Source organism: Roseovarius albus, assembly GCF_900172335.1.
In the GTDB taxonomy this organism is placed as follows: domain Bacteria; phylum Pseudomonadota; class Alphaproteobacteria; order Rhodobacterales; family Rhodobacteraceae; genus Roseovarius; species Roseovarius albus.
Genome location: NZ_FWFX01000006.1, coordinates 25,092 through 39,699 on the forward strand (window position 1 = coordinate 25,092; position 14,608 = coordinate 39,699).

General features: G+C 54.9%; 14 protein-coding genes. 4 read left to right on the forward strand and 10 right to left on the reverse strand.

The features are described from left to right. Positions 1-2: 2 nt before the first annotated feature. Positions 3-1,040 (reverse strand): efflux RND transporter periplasmic adaptor subunit, encoded by a 1,038-nt coding sequence (locus ROA7450_RS10415; protein WP_085805663.1) that lies wholly within the window; start codon positions 1,038-1,040, stop codon positions 3-5. Positions 1,041-1,540: 500 nt separating this feature from the next. On the opposite strand from ROA7450_RS10415, the gene ROA7450_RS10420 reads away from it, so the two are divergent. Then, complete coding sequence (locus ROA7450_RS10420) at positions 1,541-2,638, forward strand: CAP domain-containing protein (RefSeq protein ID WP_085805938.1); 1,098 nt, start codon at positions 1,541-1,543, stop codon at positions 2,636-2,638. An 8-nt stretch (positions 2,639-2,646) separates the two neighbouring features. Here the strand turns inward: ROA7450_RS10420 and ROA7450_RS10425 are convergent, their stop codons facing one another. The 4 genes from ROA7450_RS10425 to ROA7450_RS10440 are packed head-to-tail and all read right to left on the reverse strand — an operon-like array spanning position 2,647 to position 6,509. Then, positions 2,647-2,892, reverse strand: a complete 246-nt coding sequence (locus tag ROA7450_RS10425) for a MoaD/ThiS family protein (RefSeq protein ID WP_085805664.1) — start codon at positions 2,890-2,892, stop codon at positions 2,647-2,649. Positions 2,893-2,896: 4 nt separating this feature from the next. Next, positions 2,897-5,170, reverse strand: a complete 2,274-nt coding sequence (locus ROA7450_RS10430) for a xanthine dehydrogenase family protein molybdopterin-binding subunit (RefSeq protein WP_085805665.1) — start codon at positions 5,168-5,170, stop codon at positions 2,897-2,899. Further along, positions 5,170-5,649 carry a (2Fe-2S)-binding protein gene (locus tag ROA7450_RS10435; RefSeq protein ID WP_085805666.1) on the reverse strand — a complete coding sequence of 160 codons (480 nt, stop codon included), beginning with the start codon at positions 5,647-5,649 and terminating at the stop codon, positions 5,170-5,172. The genes ROA7450_RS10430 and ROA7450_RS10435 overlap by 1 nt, the downstream gene beginning before the upstream one ends. Beyond that, entirely contained in the window at positions 5,646-6,509 is an 864-nt protein-coding gene (locus ROA7450_RS10440; protein ID WP_085805667.1) for an FAD binding domain-containing protein, read from the reverse strand. Before ROA7450_RS10440 ends, ROA7450_RS10435 begins: the two co-directional genes overlap by 4 nt. A 392-nt stretch (positions 6,510-6,901) precedes the next feature. On the opposite strand from ROA7450_RS10440, the gene ROA7450_RS10445 reads away from it, so the two are divergent. Further along, entirely contained in the window at positions 6,902-8,221 is a 1,320-nt protein-coding gene (locus tag ROA7450_RS10445) for a Hint domain-containing protein (RefSeq protein WP_085805668.1), read from the forward strand. A 42-nt stretch (positions 8,222-8,263) separates the two neighbouring features. Here the strand turns inward: ROA7450_RS10445 and ROA7450_RS21520 are convergent, their stop codons facing one another. The 3 genes from ROA7450_RS21520 to ROA7450_RS10455 form a co-directional block, all read right to left on the reverse strand. Then, positions 8,264-8,458: an Mpo1-like protein gene (locus ROA7450_RS21520; protein ID WP_159454035.1), complete on the reverse strand. Its 195-nt coding sequence runs from the start codon at positions 8,456-8,458 to the stop codon at positions 8,264-8,266. A 98-nt stretch (positions 8,459-8,556) separates the two neighbouring features. Then, entirely contained in the window at positions 8,557-8,922 is a 366-nt protein-coding gene (locus ROA7450_RS10450; protein ID WP_085805669.1) for a fluoride efflux transporter FluC, read from the reverse strand. After that, the gene (locus ROA7450_RS10455; protein WP_234999495.1) at positions 8,919-9,302 is read right to left on the reverse strand and encodes a fluoride efflux transporter FluC; all 384 of its coding nucleotides are present in this window, start codon (positions 9,300-9,302) and stop codon (positions 8,919-8,921) included. The genes ROA7450_RS10450 and ROA7450_RS10455 overlap by 4 nt, the downstream gene beginning before the upstream one ends. 186 nt (positions 9,303-9,488) lie before the next feature. Between ROA7450_RS10455 and ROA7450_RS10460 the strand changes: the two genes are divergently transcribed. Together ROA7450_RS10460 and ROA7450_RS10465 are read left to right on the forward strand one after the other, a co-directional pair. After that, entirely contained in the window at positions 9,489-10,214 is a 726-nt protein-coding gene (locus ROA7450_RS10460) for a SpoIIAA family protein (RefSeq protein ID WP_085805671.1), read from the forward strand. A gap of 124 nt (positions 10,215-10,338) precedes the next feature. After that, positions 10,339-10,986, forward strand: coding sequence for an MSMEG_1061 family FMN-dependent PPOX-type flavoprotein (locus ROA7450_RS10465; protein ID WP_085805672.1), 648 nt, complete (start codon positions 10,339-10,341; stop codon positions 10,984-10,986). Positions 10,987-11,042: 56 nt separating this feature from the next. Here the strand turns inward: ROA7450_RS10465 and ROA7450_RS10470 are convergent, their stop codons facing one another. After that, positions 11,043-12,974: an acyl CoA:acetate/3-ketoacid CoA transferase gene (locus tag ROA7450_RS10470; RefSeq protein ID WP_085805673.1), complete on the reverse strand. Its 1,932-nt coding sequence runs from the start codon at positions 12,972-12,974 to the stop codon at positions 11,043-11,045. A 164-nt stretch (positions 12,975-13,138) separates the two neighbouring features. Then, complete coding sequence (locus ROA7450_RS10475; RefSeq protein ID WP_085805674.1) at positions 13,139-14,608, reverse strand: NAD-dependent succinate-semialdehyde dehydrogenase; 1,470 nt, start codon at positions 14,606-14,608, stop codon at positions 13,139-13,141.

Genomic DNA, 14,608 nt, shown 5'->3' on the forward strand with positions numbered 1-14,608 from the left:
CCTTAGTTTGCGAAGCCGGTGAAGCGGCGCACGGTTTGGCCGTCGCTTAGCTCGGATGCGCCTGCCGCCGCGATTTCATCGCCGGGGTTAAGGCCCGAGACGACCTGTACTTCACCCTTGTTCGATGGGGTGATTTCCACCGGGCGGGGGGACATGGTGCCCTGATCATCGCTGGTGGGTTCAAACACCATGACCGAGGTGCTGCCATCATTTTCTGTGACGATCGCTGCGGCAGGGACAGTGAAGTGTTCGGTCTGGCCTTGTTGGATTGCGATCACGGTGGCCGATGAACCGGGCAGGATCACCAGATGTTCGGGTGGGGCCATGCCAAAGGTGATGGTGAAGGTCTGGCCAATTGTCGAGGTTTCGGCGTTGAATTCACGCACTTCGACGGGAAAGGTTTCGTCGCTGGCTGGGAATTGCGCGAAAATTTCGAAATCCGGGTCTTTGCCGGCTTGCTGGAACAGAACCTCGGGAACATCGATTTCGATTCGCAGGTCTGACATGTCGTGCAGGCGGACAACTGGCGTGCCTGCATTGATGGTTGTGAAATTAGATAGGCTACGCGCGGCCACAAGGCCGTCGAATGGTGCCAATAGGGTGGCTTCGTTCAGGTTTCGCTCGGCATCACGTAGGTTGATCTTGGCCAGATCATCAGCCGTTTGGGCGTCGTCAACGCTGACTTGGCTGACGGTATTGCCTTCAAGCAGTTTGAAACGGGCGAGGTCCCGGTCAGCCTGTTCCTTTTGCACACGGGCTTGATCCAGTGAGATTTCAAAGGGTTCGAGGTCAAGTTTGGCGATCAGATCGCCCTGTTTAACGGGCTCGCCTTCGGTCACGGGGAATTCTACGATCTGACCTGACACCTGAAAGGCGAGATCAACAGTTTCCTTCGCTACGACTCGGCCAAAGAACTGGCGCGTTACGCTGCCGTCGCTATCTTCGACTTTCATGAGCTTGACCGGTTTGATAATTTCTTGCGCCATCAGGGGCGCGGCTATCGCGAGAAGTGCGGCTGAAGTGACAGAAATGAGTCTCATGCTGGGGACCTTTGCCTCGAATTGTGCTGCGCCGCCATATCAAACTAATTAGTTTAGTTAAAGCAGGAAGCTGTGCTGTGATCTTATGCGAATTTAGCATGAATCACTTTGCATGAGGCAAGAATGCGGTGATGCGATTCCCCAAAAAAGGTCTTTTTCATGTCAATTAGGAAGAAAATGTGACGGATTTTAATACGCGCATTTTTTTGCCGCCCCAATCAATCGTTTAGGCATTTTCGCGCCATTGCATCAGCACGATATTGCTCGCTATTGTAGTGGTGTGGCTTCGGAAATAGCGTCAAAATTGCCTTGAGGGTGCAGGATATGCATCGCCTTGGCAAAGTGAGAGAAGGCCACGTTTTCAAAGTTTGGCGCAGAGTTGTGTCAGATCGAACTGGCGTACCGATTGGGCGCCGGGAGGGTTTTCTTTGTTGTGATGAATGCGTGTTGAGCAGACTCGAAATGACAAATGGCGAACACAACGCCAGAAAGGACCAATCATGTCTCAGGCAAATGCACTTGAAGTATTGATGCTTGGATTAATCAACAAAGAGCGCGCGGCGATAGGGCTGGCGCCACTACGCTTTAACGGGGATCTGAATGAGGCCAGCGAAGATCACAGCGATTGGATGCTGGACAAGGATGAGTTTTCACACACCGGCGAAGGCGGGTCGTCCGCCGGGGATCGAATTGTCAGTGCCGGTTATGTTTTGGAAGGAAATTGGACCTGGGGTGAAAACATTGGCTGGCAAAGCGAACGTGGAGCGCCGGGGTTGGAAGACGATGTACGCGACATCCATGAAAGCCTGATGAACAGCCCAGGGCACCGCGCCAACATTCTGAATCCGGATTACGAAGAAATCGGGATCGGGATTGAACGCGGCGATTTTCGTGGCTTTGATGGTGTGATGATCACTCAAAACTTTGGCACGACCGATGCCACCTCTGTCGAAGAACCCGCTGAGCCAGAAGCTCCTGTGATCCCGGAGCCAGAGGTTCCAGTTGTGGACAATGACGAGGTTCCACAAGAAGACGTGGTCGACGAAGATCCAGTGATCGTGGCCGAATTGCCAGAGGATGAGACACCTACGGACGAAAACGTTCCTCTGGAGGACGAGGTGCCAGAGGAGGAAGATGTTCCTGACGTGGTCGAATTGCCAGATGAAGAGCCGGAAGTCATGGAGCCTGAAGAAGAGGTGCCTGTAGCTGAAAATGATCCTGAACCGGAGTCCGATCCTGAGCCAGAGACACCTGTTGTTGAGGGTCCAGAAGACAATGGTCCAATGGATGATCTGCCAGAACAGGAAGAATTCGCCTTTGATTTGGACGCTTTTTTGACAGATTTGGGAAATCGGATCGAAGCATTGATCGAAGAACGATTCCGTTTGGCATTCGGTGATAACGACAATTTTTGGTTCACTGCTCAAGATGAGGAGCCGGGAGTTTTCGAAGAAGATGACTTCATGCTTGTCGACATCAATCAGGGTGGCGGTGATGTTGTGGATACCGGGAATGGCGGCTGTGATGATTATCAGTTTTCAATGGATTGCTGTTGGAATGCATTTGATATCAGTTCCCCTTGGGAAACTGCTGCGTAGAAGGATCGTCAACCACCCTTCAAGCGGCGGAGCAGCACCACCTCGCTTGAGGGAGTGATGGGCGTGAACCAACTGTCGTTGTAGATGCGCCCATCGATGGAAACCGAGACCCCTCGGTCTAGCTGCGGTTTTAGCCCGGGATAATCCCGGGCTAAGCCATTTAGAAGTTCGCGCAGGTTGGCTGCCTCAATTTCTACGTGGGTCTGACCATCTGTAAAACCGGCCAAAGATCCCCAAAGACGCACCTGCACCATGGCGTTACTTGCTTTGCATCGCGGCCAGCAGGCGGGGCGGTGACATTGGTAGCTCAGTCATGCGCACGCCTGCCGCCTCGGACACCGCATTTGATACTGCTGCCAATGGCGGCACAATGGAGGTTTCGCCCACACCACGCACGCCGTAGGGGTGGCCCGGGTTGGGGATTTCCAAAATCACCGTGTCGATCATCGGCAGATCAGAGGCCACCGGAATACGGTAGTCAAGGAAGCCCGCGTTCTGCAGAGTGCCATCCTCTCCATAGATGTATTCCTCGTTCAGCGCCCAGCCGATACCTTGGGCGGCACCGCCTTGAAACTGGCCTTCGACATAGTCTGGGTGCACTGCTTTGCCCGCGTCCTGGAATACGGTGTAGCGCACAATTTTGGTATAGCCGGTTTCAGGATCTACTTCTGTATCAACCATATGCGTGGCAAAGCTCACGCCTGCCCCTTCGGGGTTGGCCTCGTGGTGGCCGGCAATTGGACCGCCGGTATTGGAGGCTGTGGCTGCAATCTCGGCAATGGTCAAAGGCGGGAATTCCCCTGCGTTCGGACCTGCAGGCTTGGCAGCCCCGTCTTCCCAAACAACAGCATCTTCGTCGATGCCCCAAGTCATGGCAGCGCGTTTACACATCTCTTGCTTAGCGGCTTGTGCGGCTTTGATCGTGGCAAGGCCCACGGCAAAGGTTACACGGCTGCCGTCGGTGACTTCGTTCTGGCCCAGCGATGCAGTGTCAGCCACGATAGTGCGGACCTGATCGTAAGGCACACCCAGTTCCTCGGCCGCCATCATTGACATGGAGGCGCGCGAGCCGCCGATATCTGGATTGCCTTCAGAGACGTTGATGGTGCCATCGGGGGCCACGTTCAGCGTGACACAGGTGTCGCCACCAAAGTTGAACCAGAAGCCGCAGGCGACGCCACGCCCTTGGTTCGGGCCAAGCGGGGCCGACCAATGCGGGTGATCCTTGGCGGCTTTCAGCGTCGCCTCAAGCCCGATCGCGGGGAAGGTTGGGCCGTAAGAGGCTTTGGTGCCTTCGCGAGAGGCGTTCATCAGGCGCACTTCCAGCGGGTCGAGGCCAAAGCCTTTGGCCAGCTCGTCAATCGCGCTTTCAATGGCATAGGCTGCCATCGGTGCGCCGGGGGCGCGATAAGCGGCCTGCTTGGGTCGGTTGGTGACCACATCCCAACCGATGGTTTTGACGTTTTCCAAATCATAGGGCGCAAAGCCGGACATTGCGCCGAATTCAACGGGCGAGCCGGGGTAGGCACCGCCCTGATAACGCAATTCGGCAAATCCGGCTGTGATCTTACCATCCTTGGTCATGCCGATACGCACGTCGATGGAGCTGGAGGCTGTTGGCCCGCTGGCGCGCAGCACTTCGGAGCGGCTCATCACCATTTTCACCGGGCGGCTGGTCTTGCGGGACAGGCACAGGGCAACAGGTTCAAGGAACACAGTTGTCTTGCCGCCAAAGCCACCACCAATCTCAGAAGCGGTGACACGCAGCTGGCCTTGTTTCAAGCCCATGATGGACGCACAAGTGTTACGTACCATGTAGTGGCCTTGGGTGCAGCAGAAGAGATCCGCCTGACCATCTGGCCCGAAAGTGGCCAGACAGGCGTGCGGTTCAATGTACCCTTGGTGGGTGGCTTCGGTCTTGTAGGTGCGCTCTACGATGCGGTCGGCCTTGGCCAGACCGGCCTCGATATCACCATGGCCAAATTCGTGGCGCGCCATCACGTTACCCGAGGAGCCCTCGGGCGCGGTTTCTTCGGCGCGGCCCTCGTGCAGGATCGGCGCGTCGGGCGTCATCGCTGCGTCAACGTCGGTGACATGTGGCAGAACCTCATAGGTCACGTCGATCAGCTTAAGCGCCCTGCGCGCAATCGGGGCACTGGTTGCGGCAACAGCGGCGACCGCATGGCCATCATAGAGGGCCTTTTCACCAGCCATGCAGTTATCAAGAATGTCGACGACATCCTGAGAGGCGGATTCGAGTATGTGCACAGAGTTGTGGTGCGGTTGTTCAAAATCCTTGCGGGTGATCACTGCGTGCACGCCGGGCAGGGCTTCCGCCTTGGAGGTGTCGATATTGACGATCTTGGCGTGCGCATGGGGGCTGCGCAGTACGCGGCCAATCAGCATGCCAGGCGCGCTCATGTCGGCGCCGTAACGCGCGCGGCCGGTGACCTTGTCGATGCCATCAGGGCGTTCAACGCGTGTCCCTACGACTTTGAAATCACGTTTCTTTTCGGTGTTGTCCAAGGCCATTATGATGCCTCCCGCAGGTCTTTGGCCGTTTGCATCACGGCGCGAATGATTTTGTCATAGCCGGTGCAACGGCAGAGGTTACCGGCCAGCCAATAGCGGACCTCCTCCTCGGTCGGGTCCGGTTTCTTTTCCAGCAGTGATTTTGCGGCAACCAGAATGCCCGGAGTACATACACCGCATTGCAAAGCGGCATGTTTGATGAAGCTTGTTTGCAGCGGATGCAGTTCATCGCCATTGGCCATGCCTTCGATGGTGCTGACCACGCAGCCTTCAGCCTCGGCGCCCAACATCAAGCAGGAACAGACAAGGCGGTCGTCAACCGTGACGGAACAGGCGCCGCAGTCGCCGCTGCCGCAACCTTCTTTGGTTCCGGTCAGGTTCAGCTTGTCCCGCAGCACGTCCAGCAGGGTTTCTTCGGGCTCACAAAGGAAATCAACCGGGTCGCCGTTGATTGTGGTTTTTACATGAATCTGGCTCATGACGCACCTCCTGCGCGTTGATAGGCAATTTTGGCGGCGCGTTGGGCAAGAACGCCAGAGACGTGTTTGCGAAACTCGACCGTGCCGCGTTTGTCGCTGATCGGGGTGGCGGCTTCGGAACAGGCGGCGGCGAGGGCTTCGAGTGCGGCCTCATCGAGTTTTGTTCCAGTTAACGCCTTGGCTGCAGCATCGACCACAATCACGGTAGGAGCTACAGCACCTAGCGAAACATTCGCGTCTGTGATGGTGCCGTCAGCATCGAGCGTCAGTGAGACCCCACAGCCCACAACGGCGATATCCATCTCGGTCCGTGGTATGAAGCGCAGGTAAGCGTCCGATGCGCGTTCACCGCGGGCAGGTAGGAAGATCGAGGTAATGAATTCATCCTTGGTCAGTGTAGTTTTGCCGGGGCCCGCAGGAATGTCTGCCACGGGCACATCACGGGTGCCGTTCTGGCCTGCCACTCGGGCGATGGCATTTGCCGCGGCCATAGCGGGGACGCTGTCGGCCGCTGGCGACGCATTACACAGGTTACCGGCCAATGTGGCGCGGCCTTGGACTTGGGTTGAGCCGATCAGGTCCATACCCTCCACAACACCGGGCCAGTCTTTGCCGAGTGTATCGTGTTCGGACATCTCAGCCCCGCTGACCGCCGCGCCAATGCGCCAGCCGCCATCTTCGGCAACAATGTCGCGCATGCCTTCGATACGTTTGATGTCGACGATCAGGTCGGGCTCTGACATTTCCGCCCGCAGTCGGACCAATAGATCAGTGCCACCTGCCATCACGCGGCATTCGCCAGTGGCGTTTGACAACAGGTCAAGTGCAGCACTCACCGTTGTCGGCGCTTCGTATTGCATGAATTTGCCTTTCTACTTGGGGCCGGCAAATGTTCTGCCGGTGCCTGAGATTCAGTATTCTCGGCAAGACTATTGACCAAGTTCTGCAAGAGCGCAAACCCGTAAATGTAATTTCTAAGGAGTATATTGAATAATTTGATCAAATTATTTATGAACCACTTCCAAATCGCGTCAGTGCGCACAAATTACGTTCTTCATTTCATCTCTGACACCCATAAAGGTCATGTTTTCCAGACTGCAGTTTCAGCCGTTTAGTTGCTAGGGTTGCCAGTGTGGCGGGAATGGGGCGGCTGATGAAAAATTGCCACTTTTGTCTTTTATGATGAATAGAATGCTGCCCATGGGCATTAACCATTGTAAACAATAGCACCAACGGCGTGAAATTCGGATAGATGGCAAATATCAACGGCACCAATAATGATGATGACATTGATGTCGCTAATGATAGCGGCACGTTGAATGGTGGATCGTCAGTTAGCCCGGTTGATAACATCAATGCGCGCCAGGGCGATGATACGATATCTATCGACGACAGCACGATATCCGGCCGCGTCCGAGGCCAGGGCGGAAACGATGACATCTCAATCACTGACAGCACGATAAGTGGTGATGTTCTCGGCAATGGTGGCGCAGATACGATTTCTGTCGAGGATGGCAGCACACTTTCCCAGCTGCTGGGCGGTGGCGGAAGTGACGATGTTTCCGTCTCCGACTCCTCTGTCAATCGTGTCAATCTTGGAAATGGTGCTGACAGCCTGAATTTTGTCGACTCCACAACGGATGAGGGATTGTTCGGAGGGGGCGGTAACGACACAATTTCCGTAGAAGGATCAACCGTTGATCGGGTGAATCTTGGAAACAACAACGACACATTGAATTTTGTAAAGTCCTCATCGACCGACGGTCTATTTGGCGGTGGCGGAACTGATGCGCTCAATCTGCCAGTTGGCACCGAGGTTACGGACGACAACGCGGGCTTTTTCGTTGTCGGTTTGGGCGATACCTATACACTGACAAGCGGGACCTTTGAGCTGCCGACCGGGCAGATTGTGAGTTATTCACAATTTGAGACAGGTAGCGCCATACCTTGTTTTACAGCGGGAACATTGATCGCAACCGAACACGGGGAAAAACTGGTTCAGGATATTTGCGTTGGTGACCGCGTATTGACCATGGATTGTGGATTGCAGCCGGTGCGTTGGATTGGGTCTCGAACGCTTTCAGAAATCGAATTGCAGGCCCGCAAAGAGCTGTGCCCGATTGTCATTCGCAAAGGGGCGTTGGGGATGGGGTATCCGGCACAGGAATTGAGCGTGTCGCCACAGCACCGGGTCTTAATCCGGTCCCGTATTGCCGAACGGATGTTCGGTGAGATGGAGGTTTTGGTGCCTGCAGTTAAGTTGCTTGAACTTGATGGTGTTGAGCGTGACGGAGATAGTAGTAAGGTGCAGTATGTTCACCTGATGTTTGACACGCATCAGATCGTGTTTTCGAACGGGCTGCCTTCCGAAAGCCTATATGCCGGCCAAGAGGCGCTGAAATCGATAGACCCGGCGGCGCGTCTTGAGTTACTGACTTTGTTTCCTGAGTTGCGAGATATGGACCACCGCCCGCCACAGGCGCGGACTTTTGTCAAGAAGTCCGGGCAAATTTCCAACCTGATTGCCCGGCACAATAAGAATGGGCAACCTCTGCTGTCTAACGGGCGGTAAGCACAACCTTAAACCCGACGTCGCTTGACACTCTTAAACCTGTCAGGTTGAGGGTTGGTTGTATGTCGCATTGGCGGCTACCAGTTTTATACTCAATGACCCTGTTGGCGCATCCCAGAACATGTGGAATTCGTTTATCAACGACCGAAAGGGATAGGTGAAAGTGGTTGGTCGGTTTTTCTCGAATCCAAATATGCCCGACCCTAGCAAAGAAATGCCCAGCAGCCGGAAGCGCAAAAAAGCAGATTGTTCGTCGTGAGCAGGTGGTAAGCCAGCACGAGCAAGATCAGTTTTGCGCCAAAGTAGTGCAACTTGCGGCAGGTCAGGTTAGCCTGTTAGCTGAGTGCAACCAAACCCAGCCAGAAGGCCCCCCAGCACAGGATAAGGCTCAGGCCGATATTGGCGCCCGCCAATATAAATGTGCGCTCGCGGTGTAACTGCAGAGATTGATAGGCAAAGCTGGAAAAGGTGGTGAAGCCACCGCAAAAGCCGAAAACCAATTGCCGCTCTTGTGTCGACAGCAGCTCTGTGGAAGGGCCAATGTGAGAGATCCACGCGCCCAGCAAAAAGCATCCCAGCACATTCACGATCATCGTGGCAAAAGGCAGTTCGTGCGTGATCAGTTGGGATACCAGATGACGTATGACAGCGCCCAAGCCTCCGCCCAAGGCAAAGAGAGCGTGAAGGTAGAACGCGCTCATTCCAAGGCCTCGCTCGCGTGATATCGACGACCAAGCGCCTCGCCAGCAACAGCAGCGGCCAGTCCAAAGACAACTTCGAATGCGGGGGCGGTAAGGAAATGCCAGCTGCCGCTTTCGGCCAGTCGGGCGATTTCAGCCATGAAGGAAGAAAACGTCGACATGCCACCGCAGAACCCGATTGCGCCAAGATGCAGAACATGCGCGTGCACCCGGTTGCGCACGGCATAAAGCCAGCCAAGAATGAAACAGGCCGCGACATTGATCCCAAAGGTCGCGGTGACAAATGGGAGGCCTGGAATCTCGAGCGAAAACAGCTCGCGCACCAGCGAGCCCATAGCCCCACCGATAAAAACGGAGATGTACATCAGAAGTGTTTTCACAGGCTTCTATCCCACTCTTGATATGTAAGGCTTAGATCCCTCGGGCGTGGTTTTCAATGGACTAAGTTGGCCTTTGAGATAGCGTAGGTCAGTTTAGCGAAGATGCGAGTTGGTGCTCGAGACTTGATATGCAAGGGGATTGGTCCTCTAATGCGCAAACATTTTATGACTTTGTAGGAATTTGAGATGATCAAAATTGAGACACAAGTGGATGGTGCACTTTTGGAAGTGCAAATGACGGGGAAAATTGTCTCCTCGGATTACGAGGAAACCCTTGTTCCAGCAATTGAAACCGCATTGTCATACCATGACACGATCCGGATGTTGGTGATCGCCGGTGATGATTTTGAAGGGTACGATCTGAGCGCGGCTTGGGCAGATACCAAACTGGGGTTGTCGCACTGGCGCGGATTTGATCGGGTTGCAGTCGTGACGAACAAAGGCTGGATGCGGAGTTCAATACGCTTGTTCTCACCAGTTTTTCCGTGCCCTGTTCAGGTGTTTGCTCTGGATACATTGGAAGATGCGCGGCGCTGGTTGCGGGAATCTTTGGGAACCATTCATGTGATTGACCTTGGCGGTCCCGCTGTTCAGGTCAGCCTTATCGGTGACGTGGATCCTGAGGCCTATCAGCGTGCAGAAGGAGATTTGGATGCCCGTATTCGAGAGCGAGAAGGATTTCGCCTGTTGTTGGACCTCACTGAATTTACCGGCTGGCAAGGACTGTCTGCGCTTCGGGCGCATTTTGCATTGGCGCGCGAGCATGCCGCATTGCCTGATCGGGTGGCAATTGTCGGCAACAAAGGTTGGCAGCACCTTCTTCAACGTGTGGCAGGGCATTTTTTGAATGCTGAAAGTCAGTTTTTTGATGGAGTGGAGATGGATGCCGCAAAGGCTTGGCTGAAGTCTTGATTAAGCGCCAGCTTTGTTTGGCTGCGTGGTTAGAGTTGGACTTAATGTTGAGCTGCGGACCTGTTGTGTTCGGGGTAGGTTTAGGGTGACAGTTGTGTCTTTCAGCGAGGTGAGGATTTAAGCAATGACCAAGGGCAATAACCCGTTTGGAGATTACTCGGATTTCATCACATCTGTTGACGATCTTGAGGCCTTGTCTGGTCCACCTATGCCGCAGATCTTGGCGAAAGAGTTGCAGGAACTGGATGAGATTTGCAGCGAATTTATATCAAAATCACCAATGTGCATCATGGCGACAGCAAATCCGGCGGGATATGTGGATTTATCGCCACGAGGAGATCCACCAGGGTTTTCATCAGTTTTAGGCTCAACTCTGCTTGCCCTGCCTGATCGCCCTGGGAACAAACGCATGGACAGTTTTCACAACCTGCTGAAGGACCCAAGAATTGGCTTGTTGTTCTTTGTCCCCGATCGTGGCGAAACGCTGCGTATTCGGGGCACCGCGCGATTGTGTCGGGATGCCCGTCTTCTGGAGAGCATGCAGGTGAACAACCGTGCCCCAAAACTGGCGCTGCTGGTTCATGTTGAAACAGCGTTTATGCATTGTCCGAAATGCATCATGAGGTCGAATCTGTGGCAGCCAGAAAAATGGCAGGACGCTTCAGATCTCGCGGATATGAATGCTGCGATGGTTAAACATGCTCATATTCCCGTCTCTCCTGAGGAATGGTTCAAAAAACTGATGGAGGAAGGGGAGATCGACCTCTATTGAAGAACAAAAGCCCTCCACTCGGAGGGCTTCGCGTTCAATATTTTACCAAACAATTCTCACAAAGATTGAATCGCTTGATGTGCCTCGTCCTGGCTTTCAAAGATGTGTGGCTGTACGCCACGTTTTGATAGGGTTTCTTTCATTTTCAAACGCATGAAGGCGCTGGTGGTGTAACGCACCGTGGACAAGCTGTATTCCGAAACAAGTTGCTCGATTAGCAAAGCATAAGCGTCATAAAGATCATCGGCGATGCGGAACTGGTTCTGATTCATGACGGTTTTAACACGCTGGCCCGTGGCCTCGAACGCATCTTTCAAAACCTTATTCAGGTCCTCGATATCGGCCTTTTTCTTAATGCTCCAGCCTTCTAAGTTCACGAACATGAAGTTTCGTTCGGCGTCATAGGTCACACGCTCACACAGGTTTACGTTCAAGAGGGTGTCGAGCAAGCCCATCGGTTCATCCATGAAGATGCGCGGGTCCATCTCGGTGACGTTTTCTATGATGGGCTTGAAGCCCATCTGGCCCAGAATATCCTTTTCCAGATCGATACCTGGCGCGATTTCGATCAGTTCCAACCCTTTGGGGGTCAGCTGGAACACACAGCGCTCGGTCACGTAAAGAACGGGTTGGGCACGTCGGCAGGCATAGGTGCCGGAAAAGGTGATTTGATCCACCAGCGGTACAAACTTGCGGTTGCGACCCTCCTGCACAATGCGCAGTTTGCCGTCTTCGGCGGCCACCTGTAGACCGCCTGCGGTGAAGGTGCCGGCAAAAACCACGGCGCGAGAGTTTTGCGAGATGTTGATGAACCCGCCGGAGCCGTTTAGGCGCCCGCCAAAGTGCGAGGAATTCACGTTACCTTCGCGGTCGCACTGGGCAACTCCGAGGCAGGTTAAATCGAGCCCGCCACCGTCGTAGAAATCGAACATCTGGTTTTGGTCCATGACGGCATCGGCGTTTCGGGAGGAGCCGAAGCTTGAACCGCCTGCGAGCACGCCACCGACAGCACCGGCCTCGGTCGTCAGGGTGATATAGGGGGTCAGTTTTTCTTCATTGGCGATGGCAGCTACGCCATCGGGCGCGCCCACACCTAGGTTCACCGCACCATTGGGGGGCAGTTCAAAGGCGGCGCGGCGGGCGATGATCTTGCGTTGATCCAATGTCATCTTGGGCATGTTTTCGACGGGCACTCGGATTTCACCGGACAGGGCAGGGTCGTGCATAACGCCATAGTTCATACGGTGCATTTCGGGCTGATCGGCCAGCACAACGCAATCGACCAAAAGACCGGGGACTTTCACGTCCTTGGGGCTGATCGAGCCGTTTTCAACGATACGTTCGACCTGCGCAATGACCAGACCGCCATTGTTGTGGGCGGCCATTGCTTGGGCCAGCACGTCCAGTGTCAGTGCCTCGCGTTCCATGCTGATGTTGCCGGACGGGTCGGCGCTGGTACCGCGAATAAGGGCCACGTCGATTTTGGTGGCCTTGTAGAATAGCCATTCCTCGCCATCGATGTTGTGCAGTTTGACAATATCTTCTTCGGTCTTCTTGTTAACTTTGGCCCCGCCGTGACGCGGATCAACAAAGGTGTGCAGGCCCACCTTGGAAAAGAGACCCGGCTGACCGGCAGCACAGGTGCGATAAAGCTGAGAAATGACGCCTTGCGGCAGGTTGTAGCCGCAGATTTTGTCTTCTTGTGCCGCCTGAGCAACCTTGGGCATACGGCCAAAGTTGCCCGCAATCACGCGTTTCAACAGGCCTTCATGGTGCAAGCGGCCCGTTCCCAAGCCTTTACTGTCTCCTGCTCCCGCGCACATGATCAAAGTTAGATCACGAGGGTGGCCTTCCTCAAGAAAGCGCTTTTCCAGTGCTGCGTGTAGCATTTCGGGAATGCAGCTTTGGACAAAACCGGTGGTGGTGATCACGTCTTCATCGCGAATAAGCGTCATCGCGTGTTCAACTGTGGTGACCTTGTCTTTCATTGGTTTGTCTTCCCTGTTGGTCCGTTGATTTGAGGTGGGGGCTCTTCGCTTCGGTAATTAATATTAACATTGAAGCGATATTTTATATTTTTATTAGTTTGTGAAGCTGCCTTCCGCAAGGGAAAGTGATGCGAAAGGCAGAGGTTTTTTGTCGCAGGATGCGCCTAGTTGGACAGGCCCAAGCAGACGTATTTCAGCTCCAGATAATCATCCATGCCGTATTTGGAGCCTTCACGCCCCAGACCGGACTGTTTGACACCACCAAAGGGGGCAACCTCGGTTGAAATCAGGCCGGTGTTGACGCCGATCATGCCGGTTTCCATGCGTTCGGCGACGCGCCAGACACGGGAAAGATCGTTGGCATAAAAGTAGCCTGCGAGACCAAATTCGCTGTCATTGGCCAGTGCGATGACCTCTTCCTCGGTCTCGAACTTGATCAGCGGTGCGATGGGGCCAAAAGTTTCTTCTTTTGACACCAGTGCTGAGGTTGGAACATCGGTCAACAGGGTGGGTTCAAAGAAGGTTCCACCCAGTCGTTTGCCGCCCACAAGAACACGCGCGCCTTTGGCGGTTGCGTCGGCGAGGTGTTCCTCGACCTTGGCGACCGCACCCTCGTTGATCAGCGGGCCGGTTGTGACGCCTTCGTCCATGCCGTTGCCGGGGGTCAGTTTGGCGATGGCGGCGGCGAGCTTTTCCGAAAACGCCTCGTAAACGCCGGACTGCACGTAGATCCGGTTGGCACAGACGCAGGTCTGGCCATTGTTGCGGAACTTGGCGATCATTGCGCCTTCGACGGCAGCATCAAGATCGGCATCATCGAAAACGATGAATGGCGCGTTGCCGCCCAGTTCCAGTGACATCTTCTTGATGGTATCGGCCCCTTGACGCATCAGGATCTGGCCCACACGGGTGGAACCGGTGAATGTGATTTTAGCCACCTTTGGGTTGGCGCACATTTCTTCGCCCGTGCCGCGCGAATTGCTGTTGGGCAGCACGCTGAAGACACCAGCAGGCACGCCAGCGCGTTCGGCCAGAACAGCCATGGCGATGGCAGACAGCGGAGTGAGTTCCGCCGGGCGCACTACGAAGCTGCAACCAGCCGCGAGGGCCGGGGCCACCTTGCGGGCGATCATTGCGTTGGGGAAGTTCCATGGCGTGATGGCGCCAACAACACCGACGGGCTGTTTCAGCACGACGATGCGCTTGTCGCGCTGGTGGCCCGGGATGGTGTCGCCGTAGACACGCTTGGCCTCTTCGGCGAACCACTCGATGAAGGATGCACCATAGGCGATCTCACCCTTGGCCTCGGCCAGAGGCTTGCCCATCTCGGCACAGAGGATGGTGCCCAGATCGTCTTGTGCTTCGATCATCAGGTCGAACCACTTGCGTAGAACTGCGGCGCGTTCCTTGCCGGTCCACTCCGCCCAGTCTTTTTGCGCGACATAAGCGGCATCAATCGCCTCTTGTACGTCGGCAATGGTGCTGTCGGTAACTTGGGTGATGACAGCACCCGTTGCTGGGTTGGTGACAGCAAAACGGCTGTCTCTGCTGCGCCATTCGCCGTTGATATAGGCCCGGCTCTCTAACAGGGTTGGGTCGTTCAGGTTCAGGGTGTTTGCGTTTGTATCCAGCAT

What these genes read in the sequence shown, in the direction of transcription:
- ROA7450_RS10460 (WP_085805671.1), top strand. Translation starts at nt 9,489, where the DNA reads ATGATCAAAATTGAGACACAAGTGGATGGTGCACTTTTGGAAGTGCAA.
- ROA7450_RS10440 (WP_085805667.1), bottom strand. Translation starts at nt 6,509, where the DNA reads ATGCAATACGAAGCGCCGACAACGGTGAGTGCTGCACTTGACCTGTTG.
- ROA7450_RS10470 (WP_085805673.1), bottom strand. Translation starts at nt 12,974, where the DNA reads ATGAAAGACAAGGTCACCACAGTTGAACACGCGATGACGCTTATTCGC.
- ROA7450_RS10445 (WP_085805668.1), top strand. Translation starts at nt 6,902, where the DNA reads ATGGCAAATATCAACGGCACCAATAATGATGATGACATTGATGTCGCT.
- ROA7450_RS10430 (WP_085805665.1), bottom strand. Translation starts at nt 5,170, where the DNA reads ATGGCCTTGGACAACACCGAAAAGAAACGTGATTTCAAAGTCGTAGGG.
- ROA7450_RS10425 (WP_085805664.1), bottom strand. Translation starts at nt 2,892, where the DNA reads ATGGTGCAGGTGCGTCTTTGGGGATCTTTGGCCGGTTTTACAGATGGT.
- ROA7450_RS10465 (WP_085805672.1), top strand. Translation starts at nt 10,339, where the DNA reads ATGACCAAGGGCAATAACCCGTTTGGAGATTACTCGGATTTCATCACA.
- ROA7450_RS10420 (WP_085805938.1), top strand. Translation starts at nt 1,541, where the DNA reads ATGTCTCAGGCAAATGCACTTGAAGTATTGATGCTTGGATTAATCAAC.
- ROA7450_RS10475 (WP_085805674.1), bottom strand. Translation starts at nt 14,608, where the DNA reads ATGCTGGATACAAACGCAAACACCCTGAACCTGAACGACCCAACCCTG.
- ROA7450_RS10450 (WP_085805669.1), bottom strand. Translation starts at nt 8,922, where the DNA reads ATGAGCGCGTTCTACCTTCACGCTCTCTTTGCCTTGGGCGGAGGCTTG.
- ROA7450_RS10415 (WP_085805663.1), bottom strand. Translation starts at nt 1,040, where the DNA reads ATGAGACTCATTTCTGTCACTTCAGCCGCACTTCTCGCGATAGCCGCG.
- ROA7450_RS10435 (WP_085805666.1), bottom strand. Translation starts at nt 5,649, where the DNA reads ATGAGCCAGATTCATGTAAAAACCACAATCAACGGCGACCCGGTTGAT.